The following is a 20966-nucleotide window of genomic DNA, read 5'->3' on the forward strand; positions in this document are numbered from 1 at the left end:
AAACTACTCCCACTTTAAAGCACCCTTTTTCAAAATATAAAAGAAACCGACCATAAAAAAGAGGATGAAGGTGGCCATTTCAATGAATCCCAACCAGCCCAAATCTTTGAATTTCACCGCCCAGGGATACATAAAGATGACTTCCACATCAAACAATACGAAGAGGATGGCTACTAAAAAATATTTGATAGAAAAAGGGATTCGGGCATTTCCATGCACAGGAATACCACATTCAAAAGTGTCATTCTTTACCTCTGTTTTACGTTTCGGACCCAGCACATGAGTTGCAAAAAGGGCGACCACCACGAAGCCGGCGGCAACAATTGCTGTAATGACAATAGGGAGGTAAGCCGTTAGTGAATTTCCTTCCATAAAGGAGTGAAATAGAGCTACAAGTTTAATGATTACTCCGCTTGGATTGACAGGGGGGAAGGTTTTTTAGACCAGGTGGCTCCTGATTAGGATAAATCCTTGTAAAATAGGGGGTTAACCTACGTTTTTCCCATTCATCTGCATGATCTCCGTCAGGTTCTTACGAACGAGGTCGGGAACCTTGCAACCGGAGGCCGGATAGCCGACAGGAATGAGCAAAAACGGCTTCTCATTTTCCGGTCTCTGAAGGATACGTGCGAGAAAATTCATCGGACTTGGAGTGTGTGTAAGGGCCACAAGTCCTGCCTGATGAACAGCCATGAGTAAAAAGCCGCAAGCGAGCCCCACACTTTCCTGAACATAATAATTCTGTCGTTTCTTTCCTTCAATGATCTCATAGGGTCTTTTAAATACCACGATCAGGGCAGGAGCGATTTCGAGGAACGGCTTTCTGAAATCAGTTCCCAGGGGTTCCAGATCTTCCAGCCACTCCTCGCTCATGCGGTTTTCATAGGATGCCTTTTCTTCCCTTTCCGCTTCCTCCCTTATTTGCCTTTTGATTTCCGGATCGGTGACCAGGTGAAAATTCCATGGTTGTTTATGCGCGCCGGAAGGAGCGGTTGATGCGGTACGGATGATATCTTCAAGAACCGAAAGAGGCACCGGCCGGTCGGAATAATCCCGCACTGTTCTTCGCGTATCGGCCCATTGATAAAATTCGCGTGCCCGGTGTATCATTTCATCCTCGGGATATTCACGGTGTACAAAGGGGATCAGGGGAAGTTTGTGAGAGCTCATGCTCAAAGGAACTGCAATTAAGTTAAATTTACAATCTTTGTCCTGTGAAACGGCTGATCATCTTCGCTTCCGGTGAAGGAACGAATGCGGAACAACTCATTCAGCATTTCCGGAAGAATAAAAAAGCGGAAGTGCTATGGGTGATAACCAACCGGCTTTGCGGTGCGGTTAAGCGTGCATTACAGGCAGATGTACCGGTACTGATTCTGGACCGGCGAGATTTTTTCAGGGATCCGAAATTTATCCGGTTTATTCAGAAACAGCAGCCGGATCTGATCGTGCTTGCAGGATTTCTATTGCTTGTGCCGAAAGAGCTGATCGCTGCATTTCCCGGAAAAATCATCAACATCCATCCTGCCTTGCTTCCGAAGTACGGGGGGAAAGGCATGTACGGTGAGAATGTTCACAAAGCCGTGATCGCCGCAGGAGAAAAAGAGAGCGGGATCAGTATTCACGAAGTAAACGAAAAATTTGACGAAGGCAGAATACTGTTTCAGGCCGCGTGTGCTGTTGAGCCGGCCGACACCCCGGAGACCCTCGGGGCCCGCATTCACGCGCTGGAGTATCTTCATTTCCCTGCTCAGATCGGCAAAATTCTCGGCGTTTAATCCATCCCTTTCTTTATTAGCTCTTTCCCGAAATATCCCGGGAAGAATTGATCGTACCATTGTCCGGTATGAAAAACACAATACGCTTTGGTATTTTCTCTGTTAGCTATTAAAGGACCCGGTGGCGCTGTGCGGACCTAAAACAGGTAGTAAAAGCAGATAGTTCTCAGTTTTCTATTTGATCACTGCCCCATCCACCGCTCCATCACCCGGCGTTACAAAACGCAGACTTCCGTCCGGATTTTCCGCCATCAGGATCATACCCTTCGACTCAATACCGCGTATCTTCCTTGGCGCCAAATTCACAAGAACACTTACCTTCTTCCCAACAATTTCTTCCGGTTTAAAGAACATTGCTATTCCGGAAACCACGGTACGCTGATCCAGACCGGTATCCAGTTTAAGCTTCAGCAACTTGTCGGCACCCGATACTTTTTCTGCTTCGAGTATTACTCCTGTACGAATGTCCATTTTAGAAAAATCATCATACGTGATTTCCTGCTTTCCGGGAAGGATTCCCTCCGGTGCGGCGCTGGTTTCGTTCATTCTTTTTGTTTCGAGTAGTTTGTTCACCTGTTCCACAATCGCAGGATCTTCTATTTTTTCGAAAAGCAACTTGGCTTCTGCTATCCGGTGCCCTTTGAGCAGCAGATCGGTACGGGCAGCATCCGACCACCGGTAACCTTTCAATTTCAGCATTTCTCTCAACTTGTGTGCGGAGAAAGGCATAAACGGCTCCATCAGCAGTGACAATCCGGCGCAGATCTGTAGTGATATGTTCATAACCGTTCGCACTCTTTTCTCGTCTGAGGACTGTAACTTCCATGGTTCGTTATCGGCCAGGTATTTATTTCCGGCACGCGCCAGATTCATGAATTCAGTGAGTGCTTCGCGAAATCGAAACGCCTCCAGTGAGGCGGATATCCGTGACGGAAAGGCGGCGATATCCTCCAACAACAAGAGATCGTTCCGGGTGTATTCCTCCGCTCCGGGAACCTCTCCACTGTAGAATTTATGTGTAAGTACGAGCGTTCTGTTCACAAAATTTCCGAGAATAGCAACCAGTTCACTGTTGTTTCTCGATTGGAAATCCTTCCAGGTAAAATCATTGTCCTTCGTTTCCGGTGCATTGGCGCACAGGACGTAACGCAGCACATCCTGCTTGCCGGGAAAATCCCTGAGGTATTCGTGCAGCCAGACCGCCCAGTTACGGGAGGTAGAAATCTTATCGCCTTCCAGGTTGAGAAATTCATTGGCCGGAACATTGTCGGCCCACCGGTATTCGCCGTGTGCCATCAGCATAGCGGGGAAAATAATACAGTGAAATACAATATTATCCTTCCCGATAAAATGGATGATCCGCGAATCTTCTCTTTTCCAGTATTTTTCCCAATCAGCAGTAAGTTCCCGGGTTGCAGATATGTATCCGATAGGTGCATCAAACCACACATACAGCACCTTGCCTTCGGCTCCAGGTAACGGAACTTTCACTCCCCAATCAAGATCACGGGTCATAGCGCGAGGCTGAAGTCCGGCGTTTAACCATGATTTGCACTGGCCAAAAACATTACTCTTCCATTCCGGATGACTATTAATATACTCCCCGATCCGAGTCTGCATTTTATCCAGCGGAAGAAACCAGTTCTTTGTCTTTCTCATCACCGGTTTTTCCCCACTCAATGTAGACCTGGGGTTCAGAAGTTCCGTAGGGCTCAGGGATGTTCCGCACTTTTCACACTGATCTCCGTACGCGTTGTCGTTACTGCACTTCGGACAGGTTCCCACAATGTAACGGTCTGCAAGAAACTGTTGTGCCTTTTCATCATAGTACTGTTCGGTTACCTCTTCGGTAAAAACTTTTTTATCATACAGTGTTTTAAAGAAGGAAGATGCCGTTTCATGATGGGTCTTACCGGACGTTCGGGAATAAATATCGAAGGCAATGCCGAATTCGCTGAACGAATCCTTCATCATCTGGTGGTATTTATTCACTACCTCTTGCGGAGTAATATTCTCCTTACGTGCTTTGATTGTGATGGGAACGCCATGTTCATCGGAACCACAGATAAATTTTACATCCTCCCCTTTCAGGCGCAGGTAGCGCACGTAGATATCCGCAGGCAGATAACAACCGGCCAGATGACCAATATGCACCGGACCATTTGCGTACGGTAATGCTGCAGTTATCAGATGTCTCTGAAATTTCACACCGCAAAGTTAAGAATTTCAGTGTGTTATGATAAGTTCAGGCAGGAATATCCTTGGTAAACGGAAGATTCATACTGGTAAAATCAGGCGGGAGCGGTCTCGTCGTGTTCAAAGCAATCCAGCAATATCTCCTGATTCATTATCTCCTTCTTGAGTTTTTCACAATAAAGACTTTGCTGCCGGGGCGAATAATGTGTGCATGTGGTACACATACGCTGACGTCGGATCACCCCGTCCTTACGGAGTCCGGTTAACGCTTTAACCAGACAATCGAACATGCGAGACTTCTCTTCAGTGGAATGACCGGCGAGTAAATTATGAAGCGGTGATGAAAAATGTTCCAGCTGGCCGGCCATATGTTTACCCTGCCTGGTCAGTTTAATATAAAAACTTCTGGAGTCTGCAGAGGTGGGCTCCTTTTGGATCAGTTTCTTTTTTACCAGCGTTTTCACCACTTCGGAGATGGTGGGTTTGCTCATGGCGAACTCCTCTGAAAGACACGTAATGGTGCAGTGGCCGCGATCATGGTAATTGAGAAAAATCAATAGCTGTACCTGGATCGGACTGAGCTTGTGCTTTTTCCCGGCTTCCCAAAGCATCACCCGAAAGGATTCCGAGATGCGCTCCAGTGCTACTACAATGCGCGCATCGAGATCGCGGAACTGCAGAGAGGGATCATAGGGGGAGGTCATGCGGGAATAAATTTATAATAATCGGCGGAATATCTGAAGACCTGCTTACTTTTGATTATGATTTTGCCACCATACCTCACCAGGGGAGATACGGTACATCTGGTAGCTCCGGCGAGGAAAGTCACTGAAACTGAGATAGCCGGAGGGATTTTACGACTTGTGGATGAAGGATTTAATGTTGTAACATCGAAAAATTTCTACAAAGAATCACACCAGTATGCGGGTACCGATGAGGAGCGGACGGCGGATCTGCAGAACGCGCTCGACGATCCCGGGGTGAAGGCCATTATATGTGCACGGGGAGGATATGGAACACTGCGGGTCCTCGACACGCTTGATTTCGGAAAATTTAACAAACATCCGAAGTGGCTGGCGGGTTTCAGTGACATTACGGTGCTTCATGCCCGTCTGCAGAGATTAGGATACGCCAGTATTCACGGACCACTGCTTATCAATTTTTCTAAAGATGAGTATGCAGCGGATCTGCTGATGGAGATGTTGAAAGGCGGGAACACAACGATCAGTTCCCCACCCCATGACCTCTCGATACCCGGTAAGGTGAACGGAGTAATCACCGGAGGAAATCTATCCCTTCTTTACGCCCTTCAGGGCAGTGCCGACATGCCGGATCTGAGGGGAAAAATTCTTTTCATTGAAGACCTGGACGAATACTTGTATCACATGGATCGCATGATGCGTTCTCTTTGGCGTTCAGGTACCTTTAAGGGTGTTGCAGCGGTAATCATAGGAGGGATGAGCGATATGAAAGACAATCCGGTGCCATTCGGTAAACCCGCAGAAGAAATCATCAGGGAAATGTTGGAACCCTTAGGTGTTCCTCTTTGTTTCGGATTTCCTTCAGGTCATATTTTACCGAACACACCCATTAAGTTCGGCGTTGAAGCTGAACTTTCAGTTTCGGAAAAGGGCGGAATCCTTCGGTTTATGAAATAAAAAAAACCCGGAATCTCTCCCGGGGTCTGTCTGATGTTCGAATAGCTTACTTGTCAAATTTTGTATATCCGGCGGGGATGCTAAACAAACCGGCATCAACCGCTTTCTTTTCCACCTTCGTGGCATCCATAGTCTCAGTTACTTTGCCATCCATGGCGCTCAGTGTGGAGTACATCGGAAACATGCCGTCCATTCCGGGAATCTGCTGGAAATAAACCGAAAACTTGTCTTTACGATTAAGCACCTTCAGCATTTTTGAGAAAAAGTTGAATTTGCCTGCCGCCACCCAGTGGCTAACGATCGTATTCTCCGTGGAATTAGTCACTTTATATTCCACGCACTTGTACCCATTGATGGTCTTGGTATTCTTGGTCTTTTCTACCTTACACTCTCCTGCCGGCTTGGAAGGCGCCGGTGTTTTCTGTTCCAGGTACATTTTACGCTCGTGGCTCAGAGAGGTCATGGTTCCCGCCTTCAGGTCGATCAGAAAAGTACCTTCTACTTTTCCTGTCTTACTGTTCAATTCGTCAATACGTACCTTATCACCCTTAATGTAGTACAGGTAGTTAATGGTATCGTAGGCCGTTTTCTTGCTGAAGGCGATGGTACCTTCGAACTGGGCAAATGCTCCTAACGTAAAGGCAGTGAGGAGCAGAATGGAAAAGATCTTTTTCATGAATTTTTTCTGTTTGGGGTTACTAAAGTACTATTTTTTTCAGTGGTGGCAAGAACCGTACCAGCCGGCGGAAAGAGGCCCGGCTTTAAACCCTGCATGTCTCATAAGTGTTTAGTAATCCGACAGTTATTTGGCTCGGAGAAGGGTTCTCAGAACCAGACGGATTTGAAATGAGATGACTTCCTTATTTCGAAGAAAAAACATGACAGAACATCTGGAACTGGGAAAGCAGGGAGAAGATCTTGCCTGTGCCTGGTATGAAAAAAGGGGCTACAAAGTGATGGCCCGGAACTGGCGGCTGAAAAAACTGGAATGTGACCTCATCCTGAGCAATGATCTGTTTGTGGTATTTGCCGAGGTAAAAACACGGAGCAACATCTCATTCGGGGAACCTCAGGTATTTGTGACACATGAAAAGCAGCTCAATCTTCTTCGTCTTGCCAATTTCTATATGCAGATTCACGCTATTGACAAAGAAGCGCGGTTCGACATCGTTTCCGTTGTGCTGGGGTGTGGAATCGAAAAAACCGAGGTTTTCGAAGACGCTTTTAATGCTGTTAGCGTCAATATGAGGGGAAAGCGGAGGAATTAAAAGTTACCTTTGCCGAATGGAAAAAGATGAAAACAGATCGGAAGGCAAAGGCCGGAGATCAGATGGCGGAAAACGAAAGGGAGCGTTCGGCAGAGATAATAAAAAACCATTCAGGAAAAAATTTGAGAGCGGCGGCGACAGAAAACCTTTCAGGAAAAGCTCTGACCGCGACGGAGATAAAAAACCTTTCAGGAAAAGTTTTGGCCGCGACGGAGATAAAAAACCCTTCAGGAAAAGTTTTGGCCGCGACGGAGATAAAAAACCCTTCAGGAAAAGCTTTGACCGCGATGGAGATAAAAAACCTTTCAGGAAAAGCTTTGACCGCGACGGCGATAAAAAACCCTTCAGGAAAAGTTTTGGCCGCGACGGCGATAAAAAACCCTTCAAGAAAAGCTTTGACCGCGACGGCGATAAAAAACCCTTCAGGAAAAGCTTTGACCGCGACGGAGATAAAAAACCCTTCAGGAAAAGCTTTGACCGCGACGGAGATAAAAAACCTTTCAGGAAAAGCTTTGACCGCGACGGAGATAAAAAACCCTTCAGGAAAAGCTTTGACCGCGATGGAGATAAAAAACCTTTCAGGAAAAGCTTTGACCGCGATGGAGATAAAAAACCTTTCAGGAAAAGCTTTGACCGCGACGGAGATAAAAAACCTTTCAGGAAAAGCTTTGACCGCGATGGAGATAAAAAACCCTTCAGGAAAAGTTTTGACCGCGACGGAGATAAAAAACCCTTTTCAAAATACCAGCAAAATGAGGGATCCTTCAAAAAGAGGTATGAAAAACGAGGGGATAAGGAGACATTCAAGGAACAAAAAAAGGCTTTTCTGAATGAGGAGTATAAAGCAGAGGAAGGGGAGATTCGCCTGAACAAATACATAGCACATGCGGGAGTATGTTCCCGTCGGGAAGCCGATGAATTAATTAAAGCAGGGGCGGTGAAAGTGAACGGCGAAGTGGTTACCGAAATGGGATTCAAGGTAAAAGCCGGGGACGTTGTGAATTTCGGAGGCGAACCGTTAAAATCGGAGCGTAAAGTATACCTTCTGTTGAACAAGCCAAAAGATGTTATAACCACCACCGATGATCCGCAGGGAAGAGACAATGTGATGAACCTGGTGAGGAAAGCCTGCCGGGAGAGGATCTATCCGGTAGGAAGACTGGACAGGGCTACAACCGGGGTCTTACTTTTCACGAATGATGGTGAGCTCACCAAAGTACTTACCCATCCCAAACACCGCGTACCAAAAATGTACCATGTGGTGCTGGATAAAACACTGACCAAATTTGATTTCGAAGCCATTCAGAGCGGGGTAAAACTGGAAGATGGGGTGATCGCTGCAGACGTCATTGACTATATTGGCGACGGCAGCAACAAGCGCGAAATCGGTCTGGAGATCCATTCCGGGCGAAACCGCATTGTACGGAGGCTCTTCGAACATCTTGGTTATAAGGTGACTAAACTGGACAGGGTCATGTTTGCCGGGCTAACCAAAAAAGACACACCCAGAGGAACCTGGAGGTTCCTTACAGAGAAGGAGATAGGCTTTTTAAAGATGTACCGGCCGAAGGAAGAGCGAGCAGGCGGTTAATGGCCGGCAGACTGTAAATGAAACCTTTTGTTGATAATCCCGTTCAAGTTTTACCTGAACCTGCTGTCCGCATGAGCATTATCTACCCCGAAATTTGCCTCTGCATATGCAAACACCCGGAGACCTGCCTCCTCCCCGCTCCTTCAGTTGGTTACGCCTGCTGAGGCGTTTGCTTCTTTGGTTACTTTTTTCATTTCTACTGCTCCTTGTCGCTGCATTCATCCTGCTCAAAGTGTATGAGGATGATATAAAAAACTACGCCATTGGGGTAATGAATGAACGGCTGGCCACGCCCGTGCTAATTCATCCCGAAGATATTGACGTAACCTTATTCTCCTCCTTTCCTTACGCCGCGGTCGACTTCCGCAACATGAGTGCACTGGACGCCTGGGATGGAAAAAAAGATACCCTTTTTCGCGCCGGTCTCATCGCTCTGCGGTTTAATGCCCTGCAGCTGTTCAAGGGTGACCATACGTTCAGGGAACTTGCCATTGAAAACCTGGATTTTAACCTGAAGATTGACTATAAGGGCCGGAATAACTTTTCCATCTTTAAAGAAAGCAGAGATAGTAATGCCGCAGGATCCTTCCGTATTAAACTCGAAACCATCCACCTCAGCAATTCGCGTATCCGGTATACGGATCAAAGAGAAAATTTTCATCTTGACATAAAAACCGGGGTAACTGAAATGTCCGGCGATTTTACCTCTGCTCAATACGAACTAATGGTTCATTCCAATCTGCTGATCCGTGAACTGCGGTCCGACAGCACCAGCTACCTTGAAGATAAACCGGCGGATCTGGAATTTACCTTCGACGCATTACAAAATACCTACACTATCCGCGAAGGATCTGTTAAACTGGCAGATCTGCTGCTGCGTGCAGAAGGATCTTATAGCACAGGAAAAAATACGGATAACATCCGGGTGACCCTGAAAGGAGAAGAAATGGATATTGCATCTGTGTTGTCATTGTTACCATCCCGTCTTACTGAAAAAACAAAAGGTTACGCTTCTGATGGTGATTTTTTCTTCACCGCCGAGATCAGCGGTGATCCCTCTCGTCCCGTGGTCGCCTCCTCCTTTGGTATCCGCAACGGCACCATCACAGAAAGGGAATCTTCTGTAACACTTGATCACGTAGAACTGAACGGGGAATATATAAACAGGGACTTGAAGGATGCGAAAAAGAACCTCACCATTCCCGCCGAGTTGAAGATCAGGTCCTTTTCTGCCGGGATCGGCGGCGGAAAGATCGCCGGCAACCTGCGGATTGGAAATTTTGATCACCCGAACGCTGCATTTACACTGGAGGGCAGCATTGGACTTAAAGATTTGCAGGGCTTGCTCAAAATAGACACCCTGCAGGATATTTCAGGAAATCTAAAACTAAACATACGCTACGAAGGTCCGATGAAATCTGGTGCAGGATTCACAGTGAATGACCTCGATCACATCCGTACTTCCGGAGATATGCAGATCAGCGACGGTGAGATCAGCCTGAAAAATTCAACACTTAAGGTCACCGGCCTGAACGGAGAATTTAAACTTCAGAATGAAGACGTTATAGTGAAGGAGTTCTCCTGCAAAGCTCTCTCGAGCGACATTTTACTCAAGGGTGAATGCCGTAATCTGGTTCGCTATGCCCTGAGTAGTGAACATCCCATGACTGTTGACGCAATTTTCGTATCGCAGTTTCTTGATCTGAATGAACTGCTGGCCAATAAAAATGAAGAAACTATTTCAGATACGGCTTATCACCTCGCGTTTCCGGACCAGGTGAATCTTAAACTGGAGACACGCATTGCCAGGACTGTTTTTCGCCAGTTCGAAGCCACTCAGATCAAAGGTGACCTCCTCATGCGCGACCGCAAGCTGATTATGGATCCGGTGAGTTTTAAAACCATGGACGGAATCATCAATACCATGCTTATGGTAGATGCCGACCGGCCTCACGACATTCTTATCACCCTGGATGCCGACCTTCAAAGCATCAATGTCAATAAACTTTTTGCGCAGATGGAAAATTTCGGTCAGGATTACCTCACAGATAAACACCTCCGGGGTTTCGCTACCGCTGATCTGCAGCTGGCTTCGGTGCTGGGAAAAGATCTGCGCATCGATCCGGACAAAGTGTACGCCAGAGGAACTATCACTATTGAGCGCGGTGAACTGATCGGATTTGGTCCGTTTCTGGAGATCGCGGACGATCTGAAAAAAGATGTACTGATGCGTGAATTCATCGAAACCGACGAATTCAGGAAGAAAATGGAGCATATACGATTCACAACGCTGGAAAATGAGATTGAGATCCGCAAGCAGAAGATCAGTATACCGAAAATGGAGGTGCAGTCGAGCGCGATGAACATCACCTTCTTCGGGTCTCATACGTTTAACAATGAAATTGATTATCATTTCAGCTTTCTGCTAAGTGAGGTAATGACGAAGCAGAAAAAACGGCGGGAAGAGAAAAACAAGGAATTCGGTGTAGAGGAAGATGACGGCACCGGGAAAATCCTCTACTATACTATGGTGGGTACAACCGATAAGTACGAAGTTAAAAAAGACTACACCTCCAAAAAAGAAAAGCGAAAGGAGGATATAAAAAAAGAAAAAGAAAACCTTAAAGAGATCCTTAAGGAGGAGTTCGGATGGTTTAAAAAAGATTCGTCGGGGAAGAAAAGTCCTGATCCTAAAAAGCAGGAGAAATTCATCCTGAAATGGGAGGAGGATCCCAAAAATCCGAAAAAAGACGCTGAGGAAGACGAAGATTTCTAACGCTTTCCGCTTCTGAATTTTCCCTATTTTTACTCTGTGAGCATCTATTCCCGGAAGCAGCGCTGGAAGATTGCGCTTTTCGTTACTGCGGTTGTAATTGTAGGGATCTCCCTGTGGTACACGAACCTGCTCGTAAGGAAAATCGCAGACGAAGAACGCCAAAAAGTGGCACTTTGGGCGGAAGCAATTACACGAAAAGCAAACCTCGTACGTTTTACAAATGATCTGTTTGATAAGATCGAGGAAGAAGAACGCAAGAAAGTAGAACTGTGGGCCCTGGCCAATAAGGAACTCAGTAAAGATCTCCAGGACTTCACGTTTGTGTTTGAAGTGATCAGGAATAACGTCACCATTCCCGTGATCATTACCGATGAGAACGGAAAGGTGACCCTGACTAAAAACCTCGACAGTGCTACAATAAAATCGGACGCTGCCCTATCCCAATCTCTCCTGCGGATGCAGGAACAGCATGTTCCGATAGAGATCGACATTTACAAAGGCCGCAAGCACCGGCTGTATTACATGGATTCACGGATTTTCTCCGAACTGAAAACCGTATTCGATGAACTTATTAAAACATTCATCAGCGAGGTGGCTGTTAATTCTGCTTCTGTTCCCGTAATTTATACCGATTCCACCCGCCGCAAAGTCATTGATTTCGGAAAGCTTGACAGTGCGAAGATGAAAGACACCCTGTTCGTTCATCAGCAGATAGAAAAAATGGCAGCTCAAAATCCTCCCATAGAAATCAACCTGGGAGATAATAACCGCCAGTATATTTTCTATAGCGAATCCTTTCTGCTGACTCAACTGAAATATTATCCGTACGTTATGTTCGGTGTGATCGGACTTTTCCTGCTGGTTTCTTATACTCTCTTCAGTACCGCCCGGAAAAGTGAACAGAATCAGGTATGGGTTGGTATGGCAAAAGAAACGGCTCACCAGTTAGGCACCCCCTTATCCTCGCTGATCGCCTGGATAGAGGTACTAAGGATGAAAGGAGTCGATGAAAGCACGCTTAAGGAACTGAAGAACGACGTAAACCGGCTTGAAACCATTACAGAACGCTTCTCAAAAATCGGTTCCATGCCTGTGCTGGAACGGCATGATATGACTCAGGTTATGGAACGATGTCTGGAATATCTGCGAAACCGTACAAGCCGCAATGTAACGTTTGCTCTGCAGCCTAACGGACCCGGACCTTTCATGGCTGCCGTGAATGTTCCCCTGTTTGACTGGGTTGTTGAAAACATATGCAAGAACGCAGTGGACGCAATGGACGGAACAGGAGCAATACGCATCGAACTGACCGATCAGGTACAATATGTTTATATAGATATCTCGGATACAGGCAAAGGAATTCCTAAATCGAAATACAAAACGGTATTCGAACCCGGATTCACTACCAAACAGCGGGGATGGGGCTTGGGATTGTCGCTGGTAAAGCGCATCATTGAGAATTATCATGACGGCAAGGTGTTTGTAAAAAGCTCTGAGTCAAATAAAGGAACAACCTTCAGGATTGTATTACACAAGTAGGCGGGGAGAATAAAAACACAGAGTTACAGATAAAAACATCCTTCCCATCTCCACGATTTATTTTCATATTCCCTTCTGCAAACAGGCTTGTCAATACTGTGACTTTCATTTTTCTACACAGCTCCGGCAGAAGGAAGAAATGCTCCGGGTGATGCGGCGGGAGCTGCTGAACCGGAAACAGTATCTCAGCGAAAAAAAAATCAGCAGTGTTTACTTCGGAGGTGGCACTCCTTCCCTGCTGCATGCGGGTGAGATCATGGAGCTTCTGGATCTGGTTCAAAAAGAATTTACGCTTGATACCGATGCAGAAATCACGCTGGAAGCCAATCCCGACGATCTTAGTGGTACAAAGATCACCGAACTTAAACAGACTTCCATCAATCGCCTCAGCATCGGCATTCAAAGTTTTTTTGATGAGGATCTGAAATACATGCACCGTTCTCACAACGTTTCCCAGGCAGAGGCTTCGGTAAAGAGGGCGCAGGATGCGGGATTTGAAAACCTTACACTGGATCTCATCTACGGGTTTCCGCTGCTCAGTGATGAGAAATGGAGAAAAAATATGCAAAAGACTGCGGAGCTCGGTGTACCGCATTTATCCTGCTACAGCATGACCGTGGAACCGGGAACAGCCATGGACAAACTGGTCCGTAAAGGAAGAAAGCCACCGATGAATGAAGAACAATCGGCACGGCAGTTTGAACAGCTGATGGATTTTGCCGATACGGCAGGCTTCATTCACTATGAGATCTCCAATTTCGGAAAAGAAGGATATTTTTCGGCACATAATACAGCGTATTGGTCAGGTGTGCATTATTTAGGAATCGGACCCTCCGCACATTCGTTCGACGGTAACTCGAGGCGATGGAACATTGCCGACAACATGAAGTACATACATTCAGAGGGACAGGAATACGGGGAGGAAATGCTCACTGAGAAAGATCAACGCAACGAATATATCTTAACCAGACTCCGGACCAGAGATGGGGTGGATGAATCAGCCGTGGGCCACCTGCCCGAAAAGGTGGAAAATCTGATCGTAACAGGCCGGATGGTTCGTAAGGGAAATCGCTTAACTTTAACAAGGAGAGGTCTGCTTATCGCTGACCGGATCGCCTCTGATTTTTTTGTATGAAACTGAGTGTAACCATTTCGGGAAGAACTTTTCAATTCGATAGTGCCGCCGGCACTGACATTTCCATTCCCCTGCGCGCTGCGGATGATAATATTACTGCCTGGCACGTTTCTCCACCCCGGTTTGAACCGGTACGTATGGGTAACTGGGTGGGCGATGTGAATCACGGGGCCAGCGTGAATTTCAGAGATATTTTCTTTAACCCTCACGGTCACGGAACACATACCGAATGTGTGGGACATATCAGCCGGGAACTATTCACCATCAACCAATGCCTGAAAGAATTCATATTCCTTTGCGAAGTGGTGAGCATTACGCCGGAGAAGAAGGGCGATGATCTTGTAATCACCGAAAGTCAGGTAAAACGCTGCAGGAAAAACAGGCAGGCCCCGGCATTTGCCATTCGCACACGCCCGAATTCTGAACGAAAACTTCGCTTTCAATATACCGGTACCAATCCTGCCTATCTGCATCCTGAGGCCATTGCCCTGCTGGTTGAACAAGGTGTGGAGCATTTGCTCATTGATACACCTTCCGTGGATAAAGAAGAAGACGGAGGACAACTACTGGCACATCGCGCATTTTGGGAATATCCCGCGAATACACAATCGCACCGGACCATTACCGAACTTATTTATATTCCTGATACTGTTCCCGACGGCACTTACCTGCTGCATTTGCATATCGCCTCGTTTGAAAACGATGCCAGTCCGGCCAAACCGGTGCTTTATCACCTGGCACAATGAATATTGAACAGATCAGGCAATACTGTCTTGCCAAAAAAGGCGTAGAAGAATGTTTGCCGTTTGGTCCGGACACGCTGGTAATGAAAGTTGTAGGCAAAATGTTTCTGCTGGCCGGACTCGATGAACACCCAGTTGAGATCAATCTAAAATTTGATGCGGACAAGATGGATGAACTTCGCGCAGCCTATCCATGCATCATTCCAGGCTATCACATGAACAAACGCCATTGGAATACCGTTATCTGTGACGGATCAGTACCTGATGCACTTATCCGCTCCTGGATAGACCGCTCCTATGAGTTGGTGACTGAAGGACTAAGTAAGAAGCTGAAATCTGAACTCCGGAAACTTTAAAAACTCTCCCCCGGCCCCCTCCCTGAGTCCTCAGAAAGGGGTATCCGGAGTGAGTCTGAACACCCTGGATCCCGACTAACCCGGGTGTTTTTCCGCTTTATCAATAACCCCATGTTGATAGCGAATGTCCTCAGTATGACGATAAAGCAGAACGAGGGTTTAACTTCGTACTCATGAAAAAGATAACTGCCTGGTTTATAAATGGCTTACTGATCGTGGTTCCTGTTGGCATCACTGTTCTTGTGGTTACCCGTATCATCTACTGGATAGAAGGCGTGGTGGGAAAGGTGGGAGGGATCATCAACTCTGTGATTGATCCCTGGCTGATTCTCCTGATTTCACTGGTGGTGATCCTGGCAGTTGGTGCCTTAGGGACAACCCTCTTTTTCAAACCCTTGCTCACATTTCTGGATCATGCGCTGGAGAAAACACCTGTCGTAAAAACTGTTTACTCCTCGATCAAGGATATTTTCAGCGCCCTTGTTGGGAGCAAGAAGAAATTCAACAAACCGGTGATGGTGGCGGTGAGTGAGGACAAAACCATCCGGCAAATCGGATTTATTACCAGCGAAGATCTTTCCCACCTTCACATTCCCGGCGCTCTGGTTGCAGTATATCTTCCCACCTCCTACTCCTTTGCCGGCAAGGTGCTTATCGTGCCTAAGGATTATATTGTTCCAGTAAATGCACCCCCAGGCGATGTCATGAAATTCGTGCTCAGCGGCGGGATAACAGAGGCGGATTGAGTTCTGAATTGGCACTGATTTTGTATCTTAGGCAAGACTAAAATCACTCCCATGAAAACTATTATACTACCCCTCTGCCTGTTCGTTGCTGCCGGTGCTTTTGCACAAAAAAACAAAGTGGATGAAAAGAACGAAAAGATCGGCGGCGGGAATAATAACGCCCTTGTAGTTTATATTTATGAGAACACCCCTGATAACATTCTGAAAGAATGGAAATCGCTGATGCGGGATAATGATGCGAAAGTGACCACCAAAGACGGTGAACAGTTCTCCGACAACGCCGTCATCAAGCGCGTCAATGGAAATAATACCATGGATGTTTATGCGCGTGCGGAGACCGGAAAGGACGGTGAGGTAAAGCTCATCGTTGCCTTCAATCTGGGCGGGGCCTTCCTGAATTCAAAGGAGCATAGTCAGCAATATAAGGAAGCGGAAAAAATGCTGCAGGAATTTGCCAATAAACTTACCAAAGAAGCCATTGAGGCGCAACTGAAAGCAGCGGAAAAACTGCTTGGCAACATGACAGATGATCAGGAAGATCTGGTGAAGAAAAATAAAAATCTGAAAGAAGATATTGAAGAATACAAAGAAAAGATCAAAAAAGCTGAAGGAGAGGTCGTAACGAACGAAGAGATGCAGAAGAAGAAACTTGCTGAGATCGAAGTGCAGAAAAAAGTAGTGGAGGACATTAAAAAGAAGAAAGCGGCGGTGGATTAAGTCACTCCGGTGTTATTTCACCAGCGCACTGATAAAAGAACTAACCTGTTCTTCCGTATTCAGTTCCCCGAATGAAATCCGGACCGAATGCTGTATCTCTTCGTCCGGTACCCCCATGGCCTGAAGAACATGCGAAGGCTCCGGGTTAGCGGAAGTGCAGGCGGAACCAGAGGAGAAAGCGAATTCTGGCAATTTTACGATCAGCCTGCTGGCCTTTTCCGGAGCATAAACCAGATTGGAGGTATTGGGGAGCCTCACACCGGAAGCATTTACACTTCCTTTACCGGAGGCAATGAGCTCCTTTTCCATCCGGTCGCGCCACTTTTCATATACCGCCGCATGCTGAAGCATCTCCGGCAGGCGTTCCACAGCAGCGCCTAACCCTACAATCCCGGGTACGTTCAGTGTGCCGCTTCGTAATCCTCGTTCATGTCCGCCTCCGAAGATCAAGGGCGATAGGGTCACCCTGGGGTTCTTCCTCCTGGCATAGATCATTCCCACACCCTTCGGCCCGTAAATTTTATGTCCCGACATACAGCAGATATCTATTCCCAGTTCATGAATATCCACAGGTATCTTTCCCCAAGCCTGTGTGGTATCGCTCATCAGTATGCTGCCCTTGCTGTGAACAATTTCAGCGATCTTCTTCAAGTCCTGAATCACCCCGGTTTCGTTATTGGCCAGCATGATGCAAACCAATAGGGTCTTATCCGATACTGCTTGTTCCAGCTCATCGGGATTAATCCTTCCACTACGATCAACGCCGAGGCGGGTTATTTTCGCGCCCTTTTCGCCCAGGTACCGGCAGGTATCCAGCACGGCTTTGTGCTCCGAACCCACCGTAACAATCTCCCGGCCTTTGGAAGCATACGCTTCGTAAACACCGCGAATCCCCAGGTTGATCGCCTCGGTGGACCCGGAGGTAAAAATGATCTCCTGCGAGGAACATCCTATACTTGCTGCAATCGTTTCCCGTGCCTGTTTCACCGCCCTTTCCGCGTGCAATCCATAGGCGTGAGTGCCACTGGAGGCATTACCGAAATGAACGGAAAAAAAAGGAAGCATCTTCTCCAGCACCCGCGCATGAACGGGTGTGGAGGCGTTATGATCAAAATAGGCGATACTATTCAATGATAAGTCTTCGCGAATCGGATCCGTAATCTGAGATCAATGTCACCAGATACATTCCCGGAGTCATTCCGTGCAGACTCAGCACATCAGTTCCGCTGCGGATTTCGTGAACAAATAAAGTTCTTCCGGAAAGATCACTGATCAGCAGTTTTCCTTCGGCTGTGGTTCCCGGAATCCATGAAGTATAGAGCCAACTGCGAGCCGGATTGGGATAAATATGAAAATTGTTGCTGTTTACCCATTCATTCATCCCGGGATTGCAACTGATAAATACAATGTTGATGGTATCTTCTGAGGTGCAATTCAGCATATCGGAAGTTGTACAGATATATTGGCCCGGTGCTGTCACATCAATAAACTGTGTGGTGTCGCCTGTGTTCCAGGAATAGGATGCTCCGGGCATTAAGGGACCAACGGAAACGGTATCTCCCCAGCAGGCGGTATCGTTGGGAAGTGCCTGAAGGGAATTAAGGAATGCGCTCTGTGTAACGAAAATGGTATTGGGACTATTGTTACTGGTATCCACCGGATTGGTGGCAATGATGCGCACACGGTAAAAAAATCCGAAGTTCACGTTTTGAGGAAGGGTGGCGAAAATAATGCCGCTGGTAAACCAGGTCATCTGGCCGATCTGGACCGGGTTGCCCCAGTTTCCCCATTGATCCGAGAGTTGTACTTTAAACTGGTTTCCAAAGCTGAAACTACCCCCGGTGACCGTGAAAGGAACGATCACCTGGCTTCCCGCACAGGTTCCCAACTGAAGGACAGAGTCGCAGGTAACACTTGGCTGAGCGCCAGCGAAGATGCTGAGCATGATGGCAATAGAGAGCAGACGGATTTTCATAGCATATTTATAGAGGGCTAAAAGTAATAAGATTCCTTATCTTTAATTCACAAAATTCAGGCGTATGAAAAGTTCTCTATTTGCGGTGCTGCTCCTGTCCGTCAGCCTGCAGTCGCAAACGCTTACCTATGAACAGGTAAAAGCGGAGATGGAAAGCTATTTTCTTGAAAATCCCGGTGCCAAAGGCCAAAAACAGTTCGATCGCTGGAAGTATTTTACCGAAAACCGGTTAAACGAGGACGGAACCTTTCCCGATCCGGAAATTCTGCTGAGGGAATGGACACTTTACAAGGCGGAACATGCCCGCGTGATGAGTACCCAAAGCACAGCAAACTGGCAGCAGTGGGGTCCCAATCCTTCCTTCAGGGTGGGAAGAACCCAGTGCTTACGCCAGGATCCCGGCAACCCCCTTACCTGGTACCTGGGAACACCTGCTTCCGGTTTATGGAAAACAACCGACGGGGGCATAAACTGGACCGCACTCACGGAAAACATGCCCATCCTGGGTGTTTCGGATGTGGCCATACACCCTCTTACTTCTTCCACCCTCTATATGGCTTGCGGTGATGCCGATGCCGGAACACTGAACAACGTGTACAGCACCGGAGTCATGAAAAGCACAGACGGGGGATTAAACTGGAGCACCACCGGTTTGAATTGGAATTTTTCAGCCTCCCGGAGGATCGGAAGATTGATCATCAATCCTGATTCCGCGAACGTGCTGCTCGCAGCAACCTCCAACGGAATTTACAGAACCCGCGATGGAGGAATCACCTGGACTCAGGTTCGCACCGGAAATCATGAGGACATTGAATTTCATCCCCTCAACAGCGGGATTGTGTATGCCGGCTCCTCCAGTCAGTTTCTTCGTTCGGCGGACGGCGGATACACCTGGACAGCTATTACCTCCGGTGTGCCTGCCACAGGAAACCGGGTAATCGTAGCCGTAACCCCCGATAATCCGCTCGCTGTTTACTGCATTTTTGCGAGCTCCTCGGCCTTCACCGGCCTGTATAAATCCACGGACGAGGGTCTGAACTTTTCCACCCTTCCAAGTACAGGTGTCTCCAGCACCGTAGGGCCGTTTCCCTGGTACGCGCTTACACTGGCTGTTTCTCCAAGGGATGAAGATATGATTGCCATCGGGGGCGTACTGGCAACCCGAACAATTAATGGAGGAACCAACTGGAGTAGCTGCGGAAGCGAAAACGACTACCACGATATGATGTTCTGGAAAAACAGTAAAGATTCCATGTTTATCTGCAATGATAAGGGAATCTATCGCATCAATAACCTTACGTCCACACCTACCGGAGTAACAAATTTCAATGCCGATCTGAATCTGATCATGGCTTATAAGATGTGTATCTCTCCGGCACAGCCTGATTGGGCTTTTTGCGGAACACAGGATAACGCAACGTATAAACTTAATACTGGTACCTCATCATTTTCCGGTGTCATTTTCAATGCAGACGGAGGTTACTGCGTAACAGATGCCGCCACAGGAAATTTTGTACTTGCGCAAAAAGAATATGGCCAGCTCTTTAAATCCACCACCGGCGGCGATGCCTTCAGCTATTCTGCATGCTCTCCTCCCTCGATGGCCAACCAGGGTTATTTTGTTACACCCGTGGGTCTTCATACTCAGAATGCACAAATCGTTTACGCCGGATATGATGAGGTATGGAAAAGTACAGACGGAGCAAGTACCTGGGCTACCGTTTCTTCTTTCCCGGGCAGTACCGATCTGCGCGAGATGACGGTTGCACCTTCGAACGGAAATGTGGTGTACGTTTCCACTGGATCCAATCTATGGAAAACGCCCGATGGCGGAACCACCTGGATTGATCTGACCGGTACTTTGCCCTTCACCTCCTCCCTTTTGGATATTTGCATTCACAGCACGGATACCTCCAGGATCTGGATTCTACGCGGAGGATTTACCGCAGGTGGAAAAGTATACTACTCTTCCAATGGCGGATTGAACTGGACCAACGTAAGCGGAACACTGCCGAATGTTCCTGCCAACTGCCTCGTACATGAGAATAACTCGGTAGACGGCTTATACCTGGGAACGGATCTTGGCGTTTATTACCGCGACAATACCATGAGCGACTGGGTTTCCTATTCGACCGGATTGCCCGTGGTAATTGTTAATCAATTGGAAATCCAGTACAGTACAAATAAAATCGTGGCAGGCACGATGGGAAGAGGAATCTGGATCTCTTATTTGTATCAATTTACCGTTGGCCAGGAACAGGAGAAGGACTCAAAATTCATAGTTTTTCCCAATCCGTCCGACGGAATATTCACCGTTGAAAAAGAAGGCTTAGCTACTGTGTATAGTATGGATGGCAAGATTGCTGCTCAACTATTGCTTACTAAAAATCAAAATAAAATCAATCTGCAGTCGCATCCCGCGGGTGTCTATCTTCTCGAAGTGCTCTCGAATGGTCATATCTACCGGGAAAGGTTAGTGCTGCACTAA

Annotated in this window: 19 protein-coding genes; 12 read left to right on the plus strand and 7 right to left on the minus strand. The window is 47.2% G+C overall.

What is annotated here, in order from left to right:
- Positions 1–3: 3 nt before the first annotated feature.
- On the minus strand, positions 4–372 hold the full coding sequence (gene ndhC / locus IT233_03660) for an NADH-quinone oxidoreductase subunit A (GenBank protein ID MCC7301719.1): 369 nt from the start codon (positions 370–372) through the stop codon (positions 4–6).
- Between the two features lie 114 nt (positions 373–486).
- On the minus strand, positions 487–1170 hold the full coding sequence (locus tag IT233_03665) for a nitroreductase family protein (protein ID MCC7301720.1): 684 nt from the start codon (positions 1168–1170) through the stop codon (positions 487–489).
- Between the two features lie 44 nt (positions 1171–1214).
- Between IT233_03665 and IT233_03670 the strand changes: the two genes are divergently transcribed.
- Positions 1215–1778, plus strand: a complete 564-nt coding sequence (locus IT233_03670; GenBank protein ID MCC7301721.1) for a phosphoribosylglycinamide formyltransferase — start codon at positions 1215–1217, stop codon at positions 1776–1778.
- Between the two features lie 174 nt (positions 1779–1952).
- On the opposite strand, the gene metG is transcribed toward IT233_03670, so the two are convergent.
- A complete protein-coding gene (gene metG, locus IT233_03675; protein ID MCC7301722.1) occupies positions 1953–3986 on the minus strand; it encodes a methionine--tRNA ligase in 2034 nt (677 codons plus the stop codon).
- An 83-nt stretch (positions 3987–4069) separates the two neighbouring features.
- Entirely contained in the window at positions 4070–4678 is a 609-nt protein-coding gene (locus IT233_03680) for a winged helix-turn-helix transcriptional regulator (GenBank protein ID MCC7301723.1), read from the minus strand.
- A gap of 57 nt (positions 4679–4735) precedes the next feature.
- On the opposite strand from IT233_03680, the gene IT233_03685 reads away from it, so the two are divergent.
- On the plus strand, positions 4736–5632 hold the full coding sequence (locus tag IT233_03685; protein ID MCC7301724.1) for an LD-carboxypeptidase: 897 nt from the start codon (positions 4736–4738) through the stop codon (positions 5630–5632).
- 46 nt (positions 5633–5678) lie between these two features.
- Here the strand turns inward: IT233_03685 and IT233_03690 are convergent, their stop codons facing one another.
- A complete protein-coding gene (locus tag IT233_03690; protein MCC7301725.1) occupies positions 5679–6308 on the minus strand; it encodes a DUF4412 domain-containing protein in 630 nt (209 codons plus the stop codon).
- A gap of 202 nt (positions 6309–6510) precedes the next feature.
- Between IT233_03690 and IT233_03695 the strand changes: the two genes are divergently transcribed.
- The 9 genes from IT233_03695 (at position 6511) to IT233_03735 (ending at position 16503) form a co-directional block, all read left to right on the plus strand.
- On the plus strand, positions 6511–6900 hold the full coding sequence (locus tag IT233_03695; GenBank protein ID MCC7301726.1) for a YraN family protein: 390 nt from the start codon (positions 6511–6513) through the stop codon (positions 6898–6900).
- A 16-nt stretch (positions 6901–6916) separates the two neighbouring features.
- The gene (locus IT233_03700) at positions 6917–8491 is read left to right on the plus strand and encodes an RNA-binding S4 domain-containing protein (protein MCC7301727.1); all 1575 of its coding nucleotides are present in this window, start codon (positions 6917–6919) and stop codon (positions 8489–8491) included.
- Positions 8492–8597: 106 nt separating this feature from the next.
- The gene (locus IT233_03705) at positions 8598–11267 is read left to right on the plus strand and encodes a hypothetical protein (protein ID MCC7301728.1); all 2670 of its coding nucleotides are present in this window, start codon (positions 8598–8600) and stop codon (positions 11265–11267) included.
- Between the two features lie 36 nt (positions 11268–11303).
- Positions 11304–12806, plus strand: a complete 1503-nt coding sequence (locus IT233_03710; GenBank protein MCC7301729.1) for a HAMP domain-containing histidine kinase — start codon at positions 11304–11306, stop codon at positions 12804–12806.
- 46 nt (positions 12807–12852) lie between these two features.
- Complete coding sequence (hemW, locus tag IT233_03715) at positions 12853–13941, plus strand: radical SAM family heme chaperone HemW (protein MCC7301730.1); 1089 nt, start codon at positions 12853–12855, stop codon at positions 13939–13941.
- Entirely contained in the window at positions 13938–14687 is a 750-nt protein-coding gene (locus IT233_03720; protein MCC7301731.1) for a cyclase family protein, read from the plus strand. Before hemW ends, IT233_03720 begins: the two co-directional genes overlap by 4 nt.
- Positions 14684–15040, plus strand: coding sequence for an MmcQ/YjbR family DNA-binding protein (locus tag IT233_03725; protein MCC7301732.1), 357 nt, complete (start codon positions 14684–14686; stop codon positions 15038–15040). Before IT233_03720 ends, IT233_03725 begins: the two co-directional genes overlap by 4 nt.
- A gap of 173 nt (positions 15041–15213) precedes the next feature.
- On the plus strand, positions 15214–15786 hold the full coding sequence (locus IT233_03730) for a DUF502 domain-containing protein (GenBank protein MCC7301733.1): 573 nt from the start codon (positions 15214–15216) through the stop codon (positions 15784–15786).
- A gap of 51 nt (positions 15787–15837) precedes the next feature.
- A complete protein-coding gene (locus IT233_03735; GenBank protein MCC7301734.1) occupies positions 15838–16503 on the plus strand; it encodes a hypothetical protein in 666 nt (221 codons plus the stop codon).
- A 12-nt stretch (positions 16504–16515) separates the two neighbouring features.
- Here IT233_03735 and IT233_03740 read toward each other — a convergent pair whose 3' ends face one another.
- Positions 16516–17634: a cysteine desulfurase gene (locus IT233_03740; GenBank protein MCC7301735.1), complete on the minus strand. Its 1119-nt coding sequence runs from the start codon at positions 17632–17634 to the stop codon at positions 16516–16518.
- Positions 17627–18478, minus strand: a complete 852-nt coding sequence (locus IT233_03745; GenBank protein ID MCC7301736.1) for a T9SS type A sorting domain-containing protein — start codon at positions 18476–18478, stop codon at positions 17627–17629. Before IT233_03745 ends, IT233_03740 begins: the two co-directional genes overlap by 8 nt.
- A gap of 64 nt (positions 18479–18542) precedes the next feature.
- Between IT233_03745 and IT233_03750 the strand changes: the two genes are divergently transcribed.
- Entirely contained in the window at positions 18543–20966 is a 2424-nt protein-coding gene (locus IT233_03750) for a T9SS type A sorting domain-containing protein (protein MCC7301737.1), read from the plus strand.

The sequence above is a fragment of the Bacteroidia bacterium genome, assembly GCA_020852255.1.
Taxonomy (GTDB): domain Bacteria; phylum Bacteroidota; class Bacteroidia; order JADZBD01; family JADZBD01; genus JADZBD01.